The 16379-nt window shown below is 71.2% G+C and carries 16 protein-coding genes; 1 reads left to right on the top strand and 15 read right to left on the bottom strand.

Translation table 11 applies throughout. From position 1 onward, the window contains the following. Nucleotides 1-11: 11 nt before the first annotated feature. From ACL02T_RS00300 to ehuB, 4 genes are read right to left on the bottom strand one after another with little or no spacing between them, the layout of a single operon-like run. Nucleotides 12-773: an amino acid ABC transporter ATP-binding protein gene (locus ACL02T_RS00300; RefSeq protein WP_412829302.1), complete on the bottom strand. Its 762-nt coding sequence runs from the start codon at nucleotides 771-773 to the stop codon at nucleotides 12-14. 16 nt (nucleotides 774-789) lie between these two features. Next, on the bottom strand, nucleotides 790-1446 hold the full coding sequence (ehuD, locus tag ACL02T_RS00295; protein WP_412828565.1) for an ectoine/hydroxyectoine ABC transporter permease subunit EhuD: 657 nt from the start codon (nucleotides 1444-1446) through the stop codon (nucleotides 790-792). Then, nucleotides 1446-2171: an ectoine/hydroxyectoine ABC transporter permease subunit EhuC gene (ehuC, locus tag ACL02T_RS00290; RefSeq protein WP_412828564.1), complete on the bottom strand. Its 726-nt coding sequence runs from the start codon at nucleotides 2169-2171 to the stop codon at nucleotides 1446-1448. The genes ehuD and ehuC overlap by 1 nt, the downstream gene beginning before the upstream one ends. A 13-nt stretch (nucleotides 2172-2184) precedes the next feature. Next, complete coding sequence (gene ehuB, locus ACL02T_RS00285; RefSeq protein ID WP_412828563.1) at nucleotides 2185-3096, bottom strand: ectoine/hydroxyectoine ABC transporter substrate-binding protein EhuB; 912 nt, start codon at nucleotides 3094-3096, stop codon at nucleotides 2185-2187. Nucleotides 3097-3360: 264 nt separating this feature from the next. On the opposite strand from ehuB, the gene ACL02T_RS00280 reads away from it, so the two are divergent. After that, complete coding sequence (locus ACL02T_RS00280) at nucleotides 3361-4515, top strand: hypothetical protein (RefSeq protein WP_412828562.1); 1155 nt, start codon at nucleotides 3361-3363, stop codon at nucleotides 4513-4515. 145 nt (nucleotides 4516-4660) lie between these two features. On the opposite strand, the gene ACL02T_RS00275 is transcribed toward ACL02T_RS00280, so the two are convergent. From ACL02T_RS00275 to ACL02T_RS00225, 11 genes are all read right to left on the bottom strand, one after another. Further along, on the bottom strand, nucleotides 4661-6685 hold the full coding sequence (locus tag ACL02T_RS00275) for an ethylmalonyl-CoA mutase (RefSeq protein ID WP_412828561.1): 2025 nt from the start codon (nucleotides 6683-6685) through the stop codon (nucleotides 4661-4663). A gap of 181 nt (nucleotides 6686-6866) precedes the next feature. Then, nucleotides 6867-7820 carry a DUF1206 domain-containing protein gene (locus ACL02T_RS00270; protein WP_412828560.1) on the bottom strand — a complete coding sequence of 318 codons (954 nt, stop codon included), beginning with the start codon at nucleotides 7818-7820 and terminating at the stop codon, nucleotides 6867-6869. A 113-nt stretch (nucleotides 7821-7933) separates the two neighbouring features. Continuing rightward, nucleotides 7934-9202 (bottom strand): UDP-N-acetylglucosamine 1-carboxyvinyltransferase, encoded by a 1269-nt coding sequence (murA, locus tag ACL02T_RS00265; RefSeq protein ID WP_412828559.1) that lies wholly within the window; start codon nucleotides 9200-9202, stop codon nucleotides 7934-7936. Nucleotides 9203-9228: 26 nt separating this feature from the next. After that, nucleotides 9229-9810 (bottom strand): cob(I)yrinic acid a,c-diamide adenosyltransferase, encoded by a 582-nt coding sequence (locus ACL02T_RS00260; protein WP_412828558.1) that lies wholly within the window; start codon nucleotides 9808-9810, stop codon nucleotides 9229-9231. A gap of 129 nt (nucleotides 9811-9939) precedes the next feature. Then, the gene (locus ACL02T_RS00255; protein ID WP_412828557.1) at nucleotides 9940-10374 is read right to left on the bottom strand and encodes a DUF2550 domain-containing protein; all 435 of its coding nucleotides are present in this window, start codon (nucleotides 10372-10374) and stop codon (nucleotides 9940-9942) included. 33 nt (nucleotides 10375-10407) lie between these two features. Then, nucleotides 10408-10791 carry a F0F1 ATP synthase subunit epsilon gene (locus ACL02T_RS00250; protein ID WP_412829301.1) on the bottom strand — a complete coding sequence of 128 codons (384 nt, stop codon included), beginning with the start codon at nucleotides 10789-10791 and terminating at the stop codon, nucleotides 10408-10410. 46 nt (nucleotides 10792-10837) lie between these two features. Further along, nucleotides 10838-12274, bottom strand: coding sequence for a F0F1 ATP synthase subunit beta (gene atpD / locus ACL02T_RS00245; protein ID WP_412828556.1), 1437 nt, complete (start codon nucleotides 12272-12274; stop codon nucleotides 10838-10840). Next, entirely contained in the window at nucleotides 12274-13287 is a 1014-nt protein-coding gene (locus tag ACL02T_RS00240) for a F0F1 ATP synthase subunit gamma (protein ID WP_412828555.1), read from the bottom strand. Before ACL02T_RS00240 ends, atpD begins: the two co-directional genes overlap by 1 nt. 14 nt (nucleotides 13288-13301) lie before the next feature. Beyond that, nucleotides 13302-14948 (bottom strand): F0F1 ATP synthase subunit alpha, encoded by a 1647-nt coding sequence (gene atpA / locus ACL02T_RS00235; RefSeq protein WP_412828554.1) that lies wholly within the window; start codon nucleotides 14946-14948, stop codon nucleotides 13302-13304. Between the two features lie 38 nt (nucleotides 14949-14986). Next, nucleotides 14987-15817, bottom strand: coding sequence for a F0F1 ATP synthase subunit delta (locus ACL02T_RS00230; RefSeq protein WP_412828553.1), 831 nt, complete (start codon nucleotides 15815-15817; stop codon nucleotides 14987-14989). Further along, the gene (locus tag ACL02T_RS00225; protein ID WP_412828552.1) at nucleotides 15817-16362 is read right to left on the bottom strand and encodes a F0F1 ATP synthase subunit B; all 546 of its coding nucleotides are present in this window, start codon (nucleotides 16360-16362) and stop codon (nucleotides 15817-15819) included. The genes ACL02T_RS00230 and ACL02T_RS00225 overlap by 1 nt, the downstream gene beginning before the upstream one ends. Nucleotides 16363-16379: the final 17 nt, after the last annotated feature.

Raw genomic sequence — 16379 nt, 5'->3', positions numbered from 1 at the left:
GTTCACAGCCCTCAGTGGTTCAGCACCGCGTGCAGGAAGTCCTTGGTGCGCTGGTGGTCCGGGTCGGTGAACAGCTTGTCCGGAGGCGCGTCCTCGAGCACGCGGCCGCCGTCGAACATCATCACCCGGTGCGAGAAGTCCCGGGCGAAACCCATCTCGTGCGTCACGCAGAGGATGGTGATGTCGGTCGTCTCGCCGATGTCCTGCAACAGCTTGAGCACCCCGGCGACGAGCTCGGGGTCCAGCGCGGAGGTCACCTCGTCGAGCAGCAGGACGTCGGGCCGCATCGCCAGCGCCCGGGCGATGGCGACCCGCTGCTGCTGGCCGCCCGAGAGCTGCGTGGGGTGGGCGTCGATCCTGTCCTTGAGCCCGACGAGATCGAGCAGCTCCTCCGCTCGGGCGCTCGCCTCGTCCTTCGAGAGTCCGAGCACGCGGGTCGGGCCCTCGCACAGGTTGCCCCGCACGGTCATGTTCGGGAACAGGTTGAACTGCTGGAAGACCATGCCGATGTGCTTGCGGACCTCGCGCAGGTACTTCTCCCGGGGCTCCACCAGCTTGCCGTTGCGCTCCTCGTGGGACAGGTAGCGCCCGCCCACGGAAATCGTGCCCTCGTTGAGCTTCTCGAGGGTCATGAGCAGCCGCAGGATCGTCGTCTTGCCCGATCCCGACGGGCCGATCAGGGTGACGTGCTCCCCCGGCGCGACGGTGAAGCTCAGCTCCTTGAGGACCACGTTGGGCCCGAAACGCTTCTCCACGCCGTCGAACACGATCATGGGCTCGGTGGTGGTGTCATGCGGCGACACGGCGGCGCTCCAGTCGTCGGACCAACATGGACGCCGGGTAGCTCAGCAGCAGGAAGAGCAGCCCGGCGATGGTGTAGGGCTCCACGTAACGGAAGGTGACCGAGCCGATCTCGCGCGCGGCGTTGACCACCTCGATCACCCCGATGGCCAGCAGCAACGGCACCTCCTTGAACATCGAGATGACGTAGTTGCCCAGCGCCGGCAGCACGCGTGGGATCGCCTGCGGGAGGATCACGCCGGTCCAGGTGCGCGAGCGGGGCAGCGACAGCGCGGTGGCGGCCTCCCACTGTCCCTTCGGGATCGCGTCGATGCCGGCGCGGTAGACCTCGGAGGTGTAGGTCGCGTAGTGCACGCCGAGGGCGAACACGCCCACGACGAAGGCGCTCAGCGTGATGCCGAACTGCGGCAGCACGAAGAACAGGAAGAAGATCTGCACCAGCAGCGGCGTCGACCGGACGAACTCGACGAACCCCCAGAGCACCTGGTCCAGGACCGGGATGTGCGCCCGGCGCAGGATCGCGATCACCAGCCCCAGCAGCAGCGCGACCACCGAGCCCAGCAGCGTGATCTCGATCGTGGTGACCAGCGCGAGCAGCAGGTCGGGGAGGATGTCGAACGCGTAGTTCCAGTCCCACAGGGGCATCAGGCACCTCCCACCGGGTCGGGGACCTTCGAGGCCGGGGGCCCGGAGCCCGACTTCGACGGGCGGCGACCGAGCCGACGACCCGCGGCCGCCTCCAGCCCGCGCATGATCAGCGTGATCAACGCCGCGAGCACCAGGTAGATCAGCAGCATCACCACGAAGATCAGGACGATGTCGGCGCCGAAGTTCGGCACGAGCACCTCCCGGCCCTGCCGGGTCACCTCGGGCACCGTGATCAGCGCGAGGATGGCCGTGGACTTCAGCAGCTGGATGAACAGGTTGTTCATCGGCGGCAGCATCTCCATCACCGCCTGGGGCAGGATCACCCGGCGCATCCGCTGGGCCGGGGACAGGCTCAGGGCGATCGCGCCCTCGTACTGCGCCCGGGGCACCGACTGGATGGCGCCGCGGACGATCTCGGCCCCGTAGGCCCCGTGGTTGAGCCCGAGGACGAGCACGCCCGCCCAGAGCGGGAGGAGCTGGAAGCCGATGAGGACCGGGAGCACGAAGTAGATCCAGAACAGCTGGACGACCTCCGACGTGCCCCGGAAGCCCTCGACGTACACCCGGGTGAGGCCCCGGACCGTCTTGCTCGGCGACAGCAGAAGCAACCCCGCCACCAGGGACAGCACGATCGTGAGCGCGATGCCGCCGAAGGTGGCGATCACCGTGTACGGCAGCCCCACGAGCAGGACCGAGACGATGGTGGGGAGGTTGTCGAACACCCGGACCGCCGGATCAGCTCGCCGTGCAGAGCGACTGGGTCGTGACGTCGGGACCGGGCAGGTTGTCCTCGCTGAAGCCGAAGGGCTGGACGATCTCCAGCCACCGGCCGCTCTGGTGCAGCTGGGTGAGCGCGTTGTTGAACTCGTTGAGGATGTCGTCGCTGCCCGTGCGGAACACGAAGGCCCCCGCCGAGACCTGCTCCTGGCCGTCGATCACCGGGAAGAAGCCCTTGGTGACCTCGACGTTCGCGCCCGGGTTCTTCGCGACGAGGTCGTTGAGCGAGATGTTGGTCAGGGCCGCGGCGTCGACGCGGTCCGCGGTCACCGCCTGCAGCAGGGTGTTCTGGGCGTCGAACACCTGGATCTGCCCGTCCGGGACGCCCGCGCTCTGGGCGTAGCCCTGCTCCACGGCGCCGCTGAGCACGGCGAGCCGGAGGTTCTTGTTCTTGATGTCGTCGAACGTGGCGATGTTCTGCGGGTTGCCCGCAGGCACCAGGAACGCCGTCGGCGCGGTGTAGTCCGGCACCGAGAACGCGGCACTCTGGCAGCGCTCCGGGGTGATGAACATCCCGGCCGTCACCATGTCGAACTGGTTGGCGTTCAGCCCGGGGATGAGCGATCCGAAGTCGACGGTCGTCGCCTGGATGTCGTTGATGCCGATCTGCTGCAGTACCGCCCGGGCGACCTCGACGGACTCGCCGGTGACCTTGCCGGTCTCGTCCGTGAAGCCGTAGGGCGCCTCGTTCGCGATGCCGACGCGGATCGTGCCGCTCTGCCGCGCCGACTCCAGCAGGCTGCCGCCGCCCGACCCGCCGGTGTTGGTCTGGGTGCAGGCGCTCAGGAGCACGGGGCCCCCGATCGCGACGGCCCCGGCCATCGCGGTGCGACGGAAGAAGTCTCGGCGGTTCCAGGCGGATCCGGACATGGCAAGCCCCTTTCGGCGGCATCTTCGTCGAGCGGCCGAACCGGGCACTTCCGCGCGCCGGCAACCGGCAACGGAGATCGAACCTAGGTGGTCGATCATGGGTGGTCAAAGGCTGGCGGCGCTCACGGAGTGTCGTTACGCGACCGCAACAAACCGCCACGATGTGCACCGATGCACGAGGAAGCCGGTTGCGGAGAGTGATCGTGGCCGTCGGCGACGGCGGCTGGCCGGGCCCGGACGGCGCGCATACGGGAGGATCACCCCATGGCACTTCGCATCGCGGGCCTGCCCGTCCCGGGCCCCTCGGACCTGCTCGACGGGGCGCGCACCGTCGCCGGGTGGACGGGCGAGGCCGTCGGTGTCGCGGCCGGGCTTCCCGAACGCACCGTGGGCCTGCTCGACGAGGTCTCCACCCTGCTCGCCCGGGTCAACGGCATCGCGGGCCGGGTCGAGGGGCTGCTCGACCGGGTCGACGGCATCGCGGACCGGGCCGACGGGCTGATCGGTCAGGTCGAGGGCGTCGCGGGGACGGCCGAGGCCCTGATCGCGAAGGTCGACCGCACCGCCGCCGACGCCGCCGCGCTGATCACCCGGGTCACCACGACCGCCTCCGACGCCGAGGCGCTCGTCGTGCGCGTCGGCGTGGTGGCCGAGGAGGCCGAGGGGCTGCTCGCCGCCGTCCGTGGTACCGCGGGCACCGCCGACGAGCTCATCTCCCGGGTCTCGGGCACCGCAGGCTCGGCCGAGGAACTCATCACCCGGGTCGCCGGCACGGCAGGCTCGGCCGAGGAACTCATCACCCGGGTCGCCGGCACGGCAGGCTCGGCCGAGGAACTCATCACCCGGGTCGCCGGGACGGCCACGTCGGCCGGCGAGCTTATCGGTCGGGTCCAGCGCACGGCGGCGTCCGCGGAGGACCTCGTCGAGCGCGTCGGGACGGTCGCGGAGGAGGCCGAGCGGATCGTCGGGTCCGCGGGCTCGGTGGCCGACGACGCCCGCACGATCGTGGCCGGGGCGGGTGCGGTGGCCGACGACGCCTCGGGCGTGGTGCGGCGCGCCGCCGCCGTCGCCGACCGCGCCGACCACCTGGTCGGCGACGCCTCCGGGCTCTCCGAGCAGGCCGGCGCCCTGCTGGCGACCTATCGCCCCATCGCGGAGCGGGCGGCCCCGCTGGCGACCCGGTTCGTCGACGAGTTCTCCGAGGAGGAGCTGCACGCGGCGATCCGCATGGTCGACCAGCTCCCGGCGCTGACCGAGCACCTGGAGACGGACATCATGCCGATCCTCGCGACCCTCGACCGCGTCGGCCCGGACGTCCACGAGCTGCTCGACGAGCTCAAGGGCGTCCGGCAGGCCATCAACGGCATCCCGGGCTTCGGCTTCTTCCGCCGCCGCGGCGAGGAGCGCGAGGACGCCTGACGGGGCCGGCGCCGCCGGGGATCACCCCGGGCAGGGCGCTCTGCCCGTCGCCGCGGAACTCGGGCCGCCGTCCGCCGTCCGTGATCCCCGTCCCCGGGCAGCAGACCGGTCGCGATCCGAACGGTCCCCTGCCCGGCCCGGGGAATCAGCTGGGCACGTCCAGCCCGTGCTGGCGGCGGACGAGGGTGACGATCTCGTCCATCATCTCGGTGAGCTGGTAGTCCTTCGGCGTGAAGACGGCGGCGACGCCCTTCTGCTTCAGCACCGTCGCGTCCTCGGCCGGGATGATCCCGCCGACGATGACGGGGACGTCGTCGGCACCCTGGGCGCGCAGGCCCTCGACGACCGCCGGCACGACCTCGAGGTGCGAACCGGACAGCACCGACAGCCCGACGACGTGCACGCCCTCCTGCACCGCCGCCGCCACGATCTGCGCCGGCGTCAGCCGGATGCCCTGGTAGACGACCTCGAAGCCGACGTCGCGGGCCCGCACGGCGACCTGCTCGGCGCCGTTGGAGTGGCCGTCCAGCCCGGGCTTGCCCACCAGCATGCGCAGTCGCGATCCCAGCTCGTCGCCGGTCGCCCGGACCCGCTCGCGCACCTCTGCGATCTCCACGGCCGCCTCCCCCGAGGCCACGGCGGCCGACACCCCGGTCGGCGCCCGGAACTCCCCGAACACCTCGCGCAGCGCCCCGGCCCACTCGCCGGTGGTGACGCCCGCCTTGGCGCAGTCGATCGAGACCTGCATGAGGTTCTCGTCCGTCTTGGCCGCGTCCCGCAGCCTCGTCAGCGCCTCCGACACCGCGGCCTGGTCCCGGGAGGCCCGCCACCGGGTGATCGCGGCGATCGCGGCGGCCTCGGTCGCCGGGTCGACGGTCTCGATCGCGGCGGCGTCGCCCTGCAGCGGGCTGGGCTCGGTCGTCTCGAACCGGTTCACGCCGACCACGACGTCCTCGCCGGACTCGATCCGACGGCGTCGCTCGGCCAGGGCCGTGACCAGCTCGCCCTTCATGTAGCCGTTCTCCACGGCGGCGACGGCCCCGCCCATCTCCTGGACGCGGTCGATCTCCGCCTGCGCGGCCTCGACCAGCTCGGCCACCTTGGCCTCGACGACGTGCGAGCCCGCGAAGATGTCCTCGTACTCCAGCAGGTCGGTCTCGTACGCGAGCACCTGCTGCATGCGCAGCGCCCACTGCTGGTCCCACGGCCGCGGCAGGCCGAGCGCCTCGTTCCACGCGGGGAGCTGGATCGCGCGGGCGCGCGCGTCCTTCGACAGGGTCACCGCGAGCATCTCCAGCACGATCCGCTGGACGTTGTTCTCCGGCTGGGCCTCGGTGAGCCCCAGCGAGTTGACCTGCACGCCGTAGCGCAGCCGCCGCTGCTTGGGGTTCTCCACCCCGTAGCGCTCGCGGGTGATCGTGTCCCACAACCGGCCGAGGGCGCGCATCTTGCACATCTCCTCGACGAACCGCAGCCCGGCGTTGACGAAGAACGAGATCCGCCCGACGACGTCGCCGAAGCGCTCCTGCGGCACCTGCCCGGAGTCGCGCACCGAGTCCAGCACCGCGATCGCCGTGGACAGCGAGTAGGCCAACTCCTGCGCCGGCGTCGCGCCCGCCTCCTGCAGGTGGTAGCTGCAGATGTTGATCGGGTTCCACTTCGGGATCTCGGTGACCGACCACGCCACCATGTCCGTGATCAACCGCAGGCTCGGCGCCGGCGGGAACACGTAGGTCCCACGGGACAGGTACTCCTTGACGATGTCGTTCTGCGTGGTGCCCGCGAGCTTGGCGCGCACCTGGGCGTGGTCCAGCCCGGACGCCTCCGCCTGCTCCTCCGCCACGGCGACGTACAGCGCCAGCAGCCACATCGCCGGTGCGTTGATCGTCATCGAGGTGTTGGCCTCGGCGACCGGGATGCCGTCGAAGAGCGTCCGCATGTCGCCGATGTGGCTGACCGGCACCCCGACCTTGCCCACCTCTCCCTTGGCGAGCTCGTCGTCCGGGTCGTACCCGGTCTGGGTCGGCAGGTCGAACGCGACGGACAGACCCGTCTGGCCCTTGGCGAGATTGCGCCGATAGAGCGCGTTGGACTTCTCCGCCGACGAGTGACCGGCGTAGGTCCGGATCACCCAGGGGCGGTCGCGCTCTCGGTCGGTCGGGTACGGCACCGGACACCTCCACGTCGAAGACGCCCCGGATCGTACTGGCCGGTAGCCTCCGCCACCCCAGTCGAACGGGCCTCGTCACATCGGTCTGGGTGGAAAACTACGCGATCCGCGCGAGAAAGTACGCACCCCGGTGACGAGCCCTCCGAACGGAGGGGTTCTCCGGACCCGGTGGTACTTCGCCTCAGACCCGGTGGTACTTCGCGTCGAAGAAGCAGAAGAGGCCGTAGGCCGCGATCCCCACCGCGACCAGTCCCAGCAGCACGACGCCGAAGGGCTGGCCGGCGAGCGTCTTGAGCGCGCTGTCGAGGCCGTTGGCCTTGGCCGGGTCGAAGGTGACGGCCGCGGACACGATCAGGCCGCCCAGCACGCCGATCGCGATCCCCTTGGCGATGTAGCCGACCTGGCCGGTCCGCTCGTCGACCGTGCGCGCGTGCGGGTCGACCCCGGCGAGGTCCTGGTCCTCGGTGAACTTCTTCTTCGCGCCGTGCCAGATCATCACGCCGCCGCCGATCACCACGCCGACGCCGACGATCGCGACGATGACCTGCCCGCCCGGCAGACCGAGCACGCCCGCGGTGGCCTTGCTGCCGCCGCCGCCCTGCGCGCTCCCCTGCACCGCGGCCCGCGCGGTGAGGACGGCCAGCGCCGCGTACACGACGGCCTGCCCGGCGCTGACCAGCCGCTTGACCAGCTTCTTCTTGCCCTCCTCGACGTAGCCGAAGCCGAACAGCGCGTTCGACGACCGCCACAGCACGACCGCCACGAAGCCGACGAACAGCACCCACAGCAGCACCCGGCCGAGAGGCTGCTGCGCGAGCGTGCTGACCGCCCCGCTCTGGTCGGCCTCGCCGCCGTCGCCCAGCGCGACCTGCAGGGCGAGCCAGGCGATGAGCAGGTGCAGGACGCCGTTGGCGGCGATCCCCACGCGCGCACCCTTGCGCACCGGCTCGCTGCGAGCGGCCTTCGCGGCCTGCCGGTGGGCGCCGCGGGCCGCCGTGCCGACGGAGCCGGCGACCTCGCCCAGCCCGTCGACGACCCCGCCGCCCGACGTGCCGTCCGACGCCCGGTCCGGGCTCCACCCCTCGCCGTGCCGGCGCGAGGTGCGGGGCGAACGCTCAGGGCTGGCGTCGGTCATCGATACCTCCGGAGGGTCACGCGTCCGGGTGAGAAGCCACCCGGAGTGACGCGGACTGTCGCACGTCGGGACGTACTCGGCATCCCGGACTGCTCCGACCGGTGGGCGACGGCCTAGCGCTCGGGGTCCGCCGACACCCGCCGGATGCCCGCCCCCAGGGAGGTCAGGTTCTCGACGAACCGGGGGTAGCCGCGGTCGATGTGGTCGACGTCCCAGACCTCGGTCACGCCGTCCGCGCACAGCCCCGCGAGTACGAGGCCCGCACCGGCCCGGATGTCGCTGGCCCACACCGGGGCGCTGGAGAGCCGCTCCACCCCCCGCACGACGGCGTGGTGGCCGTCGGTGCGGGCGTCGGCGCCCAGCCGGACCATCTCGTCGACGAACCGGAAGCGCGCCTCGAACACGTTCTCGGTGATCATCGAGGTGCCGTCGGCGACCGCGGAGAGGGCGATCGCCATGGGCTGCAGGTCGGTGGCGAATCCCGGGTACGGCAGCGTCACGAAGTCGACGGCCCGGGGCCGGCCGGACACCGACACCGAGAACTCGTCGACGCCGGTGCGGGTCTCGGCCCCGGCGCTGCGCAGTTTGTCCAGCACGAGGTCGAGGTGGTGCGGGTCGACCCCGCGGACCGTGACCTCGCCGCGCGTCATCACCGCGGCGAAGGCCCAGGTCGCACCGACGATCCGGTCGCCGATCACGCGGTGGGTGGTCGGCTGCAGGCGCGGGACGCCGTGCACGGTCAGCGTCGAGGAGCCGACGCCCTCGAGCGTCGCGCCCATCTGCTGCAGCATCACGCACAGGTCCACGATCTCGGGTTCCCGTGCGGCGTTGTCGATGACGGTGGTTCCCTCGGCCAGGACCGCCGCCATGAGGATGTTCTCGGTGGCGCCGACGCTCGGGAAGTCCAGCCAGATCTGTGCGCCGTGCAGGTCGTCGGCCTGGGCGACGACGCGGCCGTGCTCGATCTCGGTGGTCGCGCCCAGCTTGCGCAGCCCGTTGGCGTGCATGTCCAGCGGCCGCGAGCCGATGGCGTCGCCGCCGGGCAACGGGACCACGGCCTTGCGGCAGCGCGCCACCAGCGGCCCCAGGACGCAGACCGACGCCCGCAGGCGCGACACCGAGCGGTAGTCCGCCTGGGCGCCGGGCTCGGCCGGGACGTCGATGGTGACCCGGTCCCCCTCGACCTGCACCGTGCAGCCGAGGCTGCGCAACACGTCCGCCATCAGCGGGACGTCGAGGATCTCGGGGCAGTTCGTGATGGTGGTCGTGCCCTCCGCCAACAGCGCCGCCGCCATCAGCTTCAGCACGCTGTTCTTCGCCCCGACGACGTCGACCGTCCCGGACAGCCGGGCCCCGCCGCGGACCGCGAAATGCTCCGTCACGACGCCCGACGGTATCGGCTCCCGGCTCAGCGGCCCGCCTCGGGCCCACCCGGCTGCCACAGCACGTCGCCCGCCGGGTTCGCCGCGCGACAGAGGATGAACAGCAGGTCGGAGAGCCGGTTGAGGTACTTGGCGGTCAGCGGGTTGGTCCGCTCGGCGTCCGTCTCCAGCAGCGCCCAGACGCTCCGCTCCGCCCGCCGCGCGACCGTCCGGGCGACGTGCAGGTAGGCGGCGCCGGGCGTGCCGCCGGGCAGGATGAACGAGGCCAGCTTGGGAAGCTCGGCGTTGAACTCGTCGCACCAGCCCTCGAGCCGGGTCACGTACTCCTCGTCGATCCGCAGCGGCGGGTACTCCGGGTCGGGCACGATCGGCGCGCACAGGTCCGCGCCGACGTCGAACAGGTCGTTCTGCACCTGTCGAAGAGGGGCCAGGAGCCGTTCGTCCAGCTGTCCGACCGTGACCGCGACGCCCACGGCCGCGTTGCACTCGTCGGTGTCGGCGTAGGCCGCGAGCCGACGGTCGGTCTTCGGGACCCGGCTGAAGTCGCCGAGCGCGGTCGTCCCGTCGTCGCCGGTCTTGGTGTAGATCCTGGTCAGGTGCACGGCCATGGGCCGAGCCTAACCCGCTGGGCACCATGGAACCATGCTGCGGCTCAGCACCGGAATTCAGAGCATTATGGTTCCATACTGCTTCCACGGACGAGCCGAAAGCGCATTATGGTTCCATGACGCGACCAGTCAGCTGGCCTGCCGGTAGCCGGTGCGGCCCGGCGGGGTGGCCTCGAGCCAGGCCAGGAAGCCGGTGAGCACGTCCCGGTCCATGGCCATCTCGACGTCCTCCCCGCGGTCGCGGCAGCGCAGCACCGCGGTGGCGTAGGGGATGGCGAAGGACTCCTCCGGCAGCGGGTCCCGCCGGTCCACGATCTCGACCTCGGTGCGGTCGATGGCGACGGTCGGGCCCACCCGGAAGCTCGTCAGCCGGAACCAGGCGAACTCGTCCCCCCGGTAGCGCCCGACGCCGAAGTGCCAGTCCGTGACGGCGAAGCGGCGGCGCAGACACAGGTCCACACCGCCGCCCCGCATGAGTCGCACCCGCCGTACGGCGAGCCAGCCCAGCAACAGACACGCGAGCAGCAGCACGGCCCCGACCACGATCGCCACGGTCCCGGCCACTGCTGCCCGACGCCTCCCGCTCCTGGTTCGGGTCTACTGCCCGGCCGTGGCGGCCTCGGCCGCCCGCAGCCGTGCCTCGGCGCGCTTGCGCGCGGCCACACCGTCGTCGTCCGACACGTCCGCGCGGTCGAGCGCCGCGCGGGCCCGCCTGACGTCGATCTCGTCGGCGAGCTCGGCGAACTCGGCCAGGATCGACACGCGCTCGGGCGAGATCGACAGGAAGCCGCCGTGCACGGCCACGGTGAGCGGCGATCCGTCCACCGGGTCGATCCGGACGACGCCGGCCTCCTCGAGCTGCGCGAGCGTGGGCTCGTGGCCGGGCATGATGCCCAGCTCGCCCTCGGTGGTGCGGGCGAGCACGTAGCTCGCCTCACCCGACCACAGCCGCCGCTCGACCGCGACCAGCTCCACGATCATCTGAGCCAATGGACTCGCTCCTTCGTCGCGAGTGGGCACACCGCCATCAGCCCTCGAGCCTCTTGCGGTTCTTCTCGAGGTCCTCGAGACCGCCGCAGAGGAAGAAGGCCTGCTCGGGCACGTCGTCGAACTCGCCCTTGGCGATCTTGTCGAACGACTCGATGGTCTCCTTGAGCGGAACCGTCGAGCCCGGCTGACCGGTGAACTGCTCGGCGACCAGCAGGTTCTGCGACAGGAAGCGCTCGATCCGGCGGGCCCGGCCGACGAGCTGCTTGTCCTCCTCGGACAGCTCGTCGATACCGAGGATCGCGATGATGTCCTGCAGGTCGTTGTACTTCTGCAGGATCCGCTTGACCTCGTTGGCGACGCGGAAGTGCTCCTCGCCGATGTACTGCGGGTCGAGGATCCGCGAGGTCGAGGTCAGCGGGTCCACCGCCGGGTAGATGCCCTTCTGCGAGATCGGGCGGGAGAGCTCCGTCGTCGCGTCCAGGTGGGCGAAGGTGGTGGCCGGCGCGGGGTCGGTGTAGTCGTCCGCGGGCACGTAGATCGCCTGCATCGAGGTGATCGAGCGGCCGCGGGTCGAGGTGATCCGCTCCTGCAGCTCGCCCATCTCGTCCGCCAGGGTCGGCTGGTAGCCCACCGCGGAGGGCATGCGGCCCAGCAGCGTGGAGACCTCGGAACCGGCCTGGGTGAACCGGAAGATGTTGTCGATGAAGAGCAGCACGTCCTGGTCCTGCTCGTCGCGGAAGTACTCCGCCATCGTCAGGGCCGACAGCGCGACGCGCATACGCGTGCCCGGCGGCTCGTCCATCTGCCCGAACACCAGCGCGGTGTCGTTGATGACGCCGGACTCGGTCATCTCCGTGATGAGGTCGTTGCCCTCACGGGTGCGCTCGCCCACGCCGGCGAACACCGACGTACCACCGAAGTTCTTGGCGACACGCGTGATCATCTCCTGGATGAGCACCGTCTTGCCCACGCCGGCGCCGCCGAACAGGCCGATCTTCCCACCCTGCACGTACGGGGTGAGCAGGTCGATGACCTTGATGCCGGTCTCCAGCATCTCGGTCTTACCTTCGAGCTGGTCGAAGTTCGGCGCCTTGCGGTGGATGCTCCACAGGTCGCCGGTCGGCCGGAACGCCGGGTCGTCCAGGCAGTCGCCGAGCGCGTTGAACACGTGCCCCTTGACCTGGTCGCCGACCGGCACCGAGATCGGCCGGCCGAGGTCCTCGACCGACTGGCCGCGGACGAGACCGTCCGTCGGCTGCATGGAGATCGCCCGGACGAGGTTGTCGCCCAGGTGCAGGGCGACCTCCAGGGTCAGCGTCTTGGCCAGGTCGCCGAACTCCACCTTCACCTGGAGGGCGTTGTAGAGGTCCGGGACGGCGTTGCGCGGGAACTCGACGTCGACGACCGGGCCCGTGACCCGGACGACGCGGCCGGTGGTCGTCCCGGCGGCCGTGCTCTCAACGGTGGCGGTCATCAGCTCTCACTTCCTGCGCTGACGAGAGCGTCGGCGCCACCGACGATCTCGCTGATCTCCTGGGTGATCTGAGCCTGACGGGCCTGGTTGGCCTCCAGTGTCAGGGTACGGATGAGTTCGTTCGCGTTGTCGGTCGCGGCCTTCATGGCCCGCTGCCGGTTGGCCGACTCCGACGCCGCGGACTCGAGCAGGGCCGCGAACAGCCGTGCCCCGACGTACTTCGGCAGGAGCGCGTCGAACAGGACGTCCGCGCTCGGCTCGAACGCGTAGAGCCGCGCCGGGCCCTCGCCGGCCGCGGGACCCGACTCGCCGGGGCGGACCCCGGTCGCACCGCCGGTCGCCGTCTCCGACGTCGTGGCGTCGACCCCGTCGCCCTCGCCGACGTACTCGACCTCCATCGGCGCCATCCGCCGGGCCTGCGGCACCTGGGTCACCATGTTGCGGAACTGCGTGTAGACCAGGTGCAGCTCGTCGACGCCGCGGACGCCGTCCTCGCCGGCCGAGTCCTCGGTGTCGTCCGCGCCCGCCATGAACGCCGTCACCAGGGTGCGCGCCACCTCGGCGGCGTTCTCGTAGTTCGGCTGCTCCGAGAACCCCGTCCAGGACGCCTCGATCGTGCGCCGGCGGAACCGGTAGTAGTTCACGCCCTTCCGCCCGACCACGTAGAGCACCGGCTCCTTGCCCTGCTCACGCAGGAGCGACTGGAGCTGCTCGGCCTCCTTGAGCACGTTGGCGTTGTACCCGCCCGCCTGGCCGCGGTCGCTCGTCACGACGAGGACCGCCGCCCGCCGCGGGTTCTCCCGCTCGACGAGGAGGGGGTGGTCGAGCGCCGAGTTGCTGGCCAGCTCCGTGAGCGTGGCCGTCATCTGCTCGGCGTACGGCTTGGCCTCCTCGACCCGCGCCCGGGCCTTCGCGATCCGCGAGGTCGCGATCAGCTCCATGGCTCGGGTGATCTTCTTGATGGACTGCGTCGACCTGATCCGCCGCCGCAGCACACGGATCTGTGCCGCCATCGGTCCCTACCCCGTCAGCTCGAAGCCGGCGCCGGCTTGTTGACCTTCACCGTCTCCTGGTCGACCTGGTCCTCCTCGAGGGCCTCGGCCTGAGGCTCCTTGACCACGGAGGACCCGTCCGATGCGGTGAAGCTCTTCTTGAACTCCGCCACCAGGTTCTCGAGCCGCTCGACGTTCTCGTCCTTGAGCAACCCGGTGTCCCGGATCTCCGCCAGCGCACCCTCGTGGTTGCGGCGCAGGTGGTCCAGGAACTCGCCCTCGAAGCGCGAGACGTCCGCGACCGGCACCGAGTCGAGCTTGCCGGAGGTGCCGAGCCAGATCGACACGACCTCGTCCTCGACCGCGAACGGGGCGTACTGCGCCTGCTTGAGCAGCTCGACCAGGCGCTCGCCGCGGCCCAGCGCGGCGGCGGAGGCGGCGTCGAGGTCCGAACCGAACGCGGCGAACGCCTCCAGCTCGCGGTACTGCGACAGGTCCAGGCGCAGCGAGCCGGACACCGACCGCATCGCCTTGATCTGCGCCGAGCCGCCGACCCGGGAGACCGAGATGCCGACGTTGATCGCCGGCCGGACGCCCTGGTTGAACAGGTCCGACTCGAGGAAGACCTGGCCGTCGGTGATGGAGATGACGTTCGTCGGGATGTACGCCGAGACGTCGTTCGCCTTGGTCTCGATGATCGGCAGGCCGGTCATCGAGCCCGCCCCGAGGTCGTTCGACAGCTTCGCGCAGCGCTCCAGCAGGCGGGAGTGCAGGTAGAAGACGTCGCCCGGGTAGGCCTCGCGCCCCGGCGGGCGGCGCAGCAGCAGCGAGATCGCGCGGTACGCCTCGGCCTGCTTGGACAGGTCGTCGAAGACGATGAGGACGTGGTTGCCGGCGTACATCCAGTGCTGGCCGAGGGCCGAGCCGGTGTACGGGGCGAGCCACTTGAAGCCGGCCGGGTCGGACGCCGGGGCCGCGACGATCGTCGTGTACTCGAGCGCGCCCGCGTCCTCCAGCGACTGCCGGATACCGGCGATCGTGGAACCCTTCTGGCCGATCGCGACGTAGATGCAGCGGACCTGCTTCTTCGGGTCGCCCGACTCCCAGTTCTGACGCTGGTTGATGATCGTGTCGACGCAGACCGCGGTCTTGCCGGTCTTGCGGTCGCCGATGATCAGCTGGCGCTGGCCGCGGCCGATCGGGGTCATCGCGTCGATGGCCTTGATGCCGGTCTGCAGCGGCTCGCGGACCTCCTGGCGCTCCATCACGGAGGCCGCCTGGAGCTCCAGCACGCGGCGGGTCTCGGCCTCGATGTCGCCCAGGCCGTCGATCGGGGCACCCAGCGGGTCGATGACCCGGCCCAGGAACTTGTCGCCGACCGGCACCGAGAGGATCTCGCCGGTCCGCTTGACCTGCTGACCCTCCTCGATCCCGCCGTAGTCCCCCAGGATCACGGCGCCGATCTCCCGCGCGTCGAGGTTCAGCGCGACACCCCGCACGCCCCCCGCGAACTCGAGGAGCTCGTTGGTCATCGCCGAGGGCAGGCCCTCGACGTGGGCGATGCCGTCACCGGTGTCGGAGACGGTGCCCACCTCTTCGCGGGAGGTCCCGGTCTCCAGCGACGAGACGTAGCTGGAGATCGCACTCCGGATCTCCTCCGGGGAGATCGTCAGCTCTGTCATGGCTGTCGTCTGTTCCTTCTCTTCGAAACGTGGGGCGGTCAGCTCGGGATCGACCGGCGGGCCGCGGCGAGCTTGCCCGACACACTGCCGTCGATGACCTCGTCGCCGACCCTGATGACCATGCCGCCCAGCAGGCTCTCGTCGAGCTCCACCTGCAACGCGACGTCCCGCCCGTACAGGCGGGTGAGGGAGGCCTGGAGCTGCCGCTCCTGCGCCTCGCTCAGGGCGACCGCCGTGCGCACGTAGGCGACGGAGCGGCTGCGCCGGGCGGCGGCGAGCTCGGACAGCTCCTCCGCGGCGACGTCGAGGTGGCGGGCCCGCGGCGTCCGCACCAGGTCCCGCAGCAGCGCCGCGGTGACCGGATAGACCTTCGTGCCCAGCACCGAGTCCAGCAGCCCGACCCGCGTGTCCGCCGGCACGTCGGAGTCGGAGAGCAGGGCGGTGAGCCGCGGCTCGCGCTCCAGGATCCGGCCGAAGCGGAACAGCTGGTCCTCGACGTCGTCGAGGGCGCGCTGCTTCTCCGCCGCGGCCAGCAGCGCGGTGCGGGCCAGCGACTCGGTCGCCTCGACCAGGTCGGTGGGCGCGGACCAGCGGGTCGCGACCAGGTCCTCGACGGACTCGAGGGTGGCCGGCCCGACCTTGCCGCTCAGCACGCTCCGGACCAGCCGGACGCGCTGCTCGCCGGCCGTGGCCGGGTCGGAGAACGCCCGGCGCAGGACGCGCTCGCCGACCAGCAGCCGGGTGACGGCGTAGAGCTCCTCGCCCAGCTTCTGCCGGTCGCCCGCGGCGAGCGGGCCCAGGCGGGTGTCGAAGCGCCGCGAGACCTCGGCCAGCGACTCGCGGCTGGTGGCGGCCAGGACGAGCGCCATCAGCGCGCCCCGCTCGTCTCGCGGGGGGCCATCGCGTCGAGCTCCGTGAGGAAGCCGTCCACGGTGGCCGACCGGCGCGCGGGGTCGGCGAGCTCGGAGCCGAGGATGCGCTCGGCCAGCTCGGCCGACAGGCCGCCGATCTCACCGCGGAGCGAACGCTCCGCGGCCTCGCGCTGCGCCACGACCTGCTCGTCGGCACGCGCCCGGATCCGCGCGGCGTCCTCCTCGGCCTCGGCCCGCAGCTCGGCCTTGATCTGCTGGCCCTCGGCCCGGGCGTCGTCGCGGATGCGCGCCGCCTCGGCCCGCGCGCCGGCGAGCTGGTCCTGGTACTGCTTCTTCAGCGCGTCCGCCTCGGCCTGCGCGGCCTCGGCCCGCTTCAGACCGCCCTCGATCTGCTCCGTGCGCTCCGCGTACAGCTTCTCGAACTGCGGGAACACGGTCCTCGCGAGGATCCAGAACAGCAGCCCGAACGCGACGAGACCGACGATGATCTCGGCGAGGTGCGGGACGAGCGGGTTCAACTCCTCCGCGGCAAGTGTGTTCATGGGTGTCTGCTCCTCCG

The organism is Pseudonocardia oceanicola, from assembly GCF_047200735.1.
Lineage (GTDB): Bacteria > Actinomycetota > Actinomycetes > Mycobacteriales > Pseudonocardiaceae > Pseudonocardia.
The sequence above is the reverse complement of the archived record's forward strand: the minus strand, read 5'-3'. Positions and strand labels throughout refer to the sequence as shown.